Origin of the sequence: Dietzia sp. DQ11-38-2, assembly GCF_014145055.1 — a bacterium.
GTDB lineage: Bacteria > Actinomycetota > Actinomycetes > Mycobacteriales > Mycobacteriaceae > Dietzia.
In genome coordinates, this window is record NZ_JAALDW010000459.1 from 1 (window position 1) to 1,494 (window position 1,494).

General features: G+C 69.0%; 2 protein-coding genes and 1 pseudogene. All 3 read right to left on the reverse strand.

Annotation, left to right across the window (positions count from 1 at the left end; genetic code table 11):
* The coding region (locus G6026_RS17540) for an SDR family NAD(P)-dependent oxidoreductase (RefSeq protein ID WP_182613597.1) at positions 1-132 on the reverse strand (132 nt) is incomplete at its 3' end.
* On the reverse strand, positions 132-1,346 hold the full coding sequence (locus G6026_RS14535) for a cytochrome P450 (RefSeq protein ID WP_107757085.1): 1,215 nt from the start codon (positions 1,344-1,346) through the stop codon (positions 132-134). The genes G6026_RS14535 and G6026_RS17540, both read right to left, overlap by 1 nt.
* Positions 1,347-1,355: 9 nt before the next feature.
* Positions 1,356-1,494, reverse strand: a pseudogene (locus G6026_RS17545) (TetR/AcrR family transcriptional regulator); the annotation flags it as partial.

A 1,494-nucleotide genomic window follows, 5' to 3' on the forward strand; every position in this document is an offset into this window, starting at 1 on the left:
GGCCCCCACGACCACGGGGTGCCCGAGCGCCGCCAGCGCCTCCGCGGTGGCGCGACCGATCCCCGAGGAGGCGCCAGTGACGAGCGCGGGGCGCTCGGACGCGTCCGGCTGCGGGGGGAACTTCAGACTCATCAGCGCCTGACCTCGACACGCATGGGCAGGTGCGCGAAGCCGCGCACGTTGGACGAGTGCACGCGCTCGGCGCCGGGGAGGATCTCGTACCCCGTGATCGACCGTGAGATCTGGTCGAGCGCGATCCGCCCCTCGAGCCTCGCGAGGTGCGCTCCCAGGCAGAAGTGTGGTCCCTGCCCGAAGCTCAGACTGGCGGAGGTGTCGCGACCGAGACGGAAGGTGTCGGCGTCGTCGAAGACCTCCTCGTCGCGGTTGGCCGCGCCGATGAGCAGGAGCACCTTCTGGTCTGCGGGGATGGTGACGCCGCGGACCGTGACGTCCTGCATCGTCGTGCGCAGGACCAACTGGCTCGACGTGTCGTAGCGCAGCGTCTCCTCGACCCAGTCGCTCACCCGCTCCGGGGCGTCGATCACCAGCTGCGCCTGGTCCGGGTTCCGGTGCCCCCAGAACATCGCGTTGGCGAGCAGCTTGGTGGTGGTCTCGTTGCCCGCCACCACCATGAGGAAGAGGAAGGACAGGATCTCGTCCTCGTCGAGCTTCTCCCCGTCGATCTCGGCGTCGATCAGCGCCGAGGTCAGGTCCTCGGTCCGCTCCTCACGCCGCTCGGCGACCATGCCCTGGTAGTAGGTGATGAGGTCGAGGGCCGCGACCATCGAGTCCTCGGGCACGTCCTGACCGCCCTCCTCGCGGTGCATGACCAGGTCTGCGAGCCGGCGGAGCTCGTCGCGGTCCGACTCGGGCACTCCCATCAGGTCCGAGATGACGTCCATCGGCAGCTTGCCCGCGTAGTCCTGGACGAAGTCGAACTCGCCGCCGTCGCGGGACTTGGCCAGGCATTCGTCCCAGTACCGACGGGAGATCCGCGCGATTCCCTCCGAGAGCGCGTCGACCCTCCGGGAGGTGAAGCCCTTGCTCACGAGTTTGCGCAGTCGCGCGTGCCTGGGGTCGTCCATCGCCAGGAAGGACATGGTCTTGTAGGCGTGCCGACCGTACGCCGCGGGGTCGAGGGAGACCCCCAGGGAGTTGGAGAACACGTCGGGTGCGCGGAACGCCTCACGGACGTCGGCATGCTTGCTCAGCGCCCAGAAGTCGAGGTCCGGGTTGTGGTACACGGGCGCCTCGGCGCGCAACCGGGCGTAGAACGGGTACGGGTCCTCGTGGACCGCGTAGTCGTACGGGCTGAACACGAGCGGGGCGGGTGTCGCGGTGGTCATGTCTCGGGGTCACCTCAGGATGAGTCGGGCGGCGGACTCGATGGCGTCCGCCATGTCGGAGTAGGAGCCGTAGCCCATGCCTGCGCGGACGAGCGCGCCGGCGTAGACCATCTCCAGGGCGTCGATCACCTCGTCGTCGGCCTCATCA

Bases quoted from the DNA above. Each gene is read 5' to 3' on its own strand.
- G6026_RS14535 (WP_107757085.1), bottom strand. From the start codon at position 1,346: ATGACCACCGCGACACCCGCCCCGCTCGTGTTCAGCCCGTACGACTAC.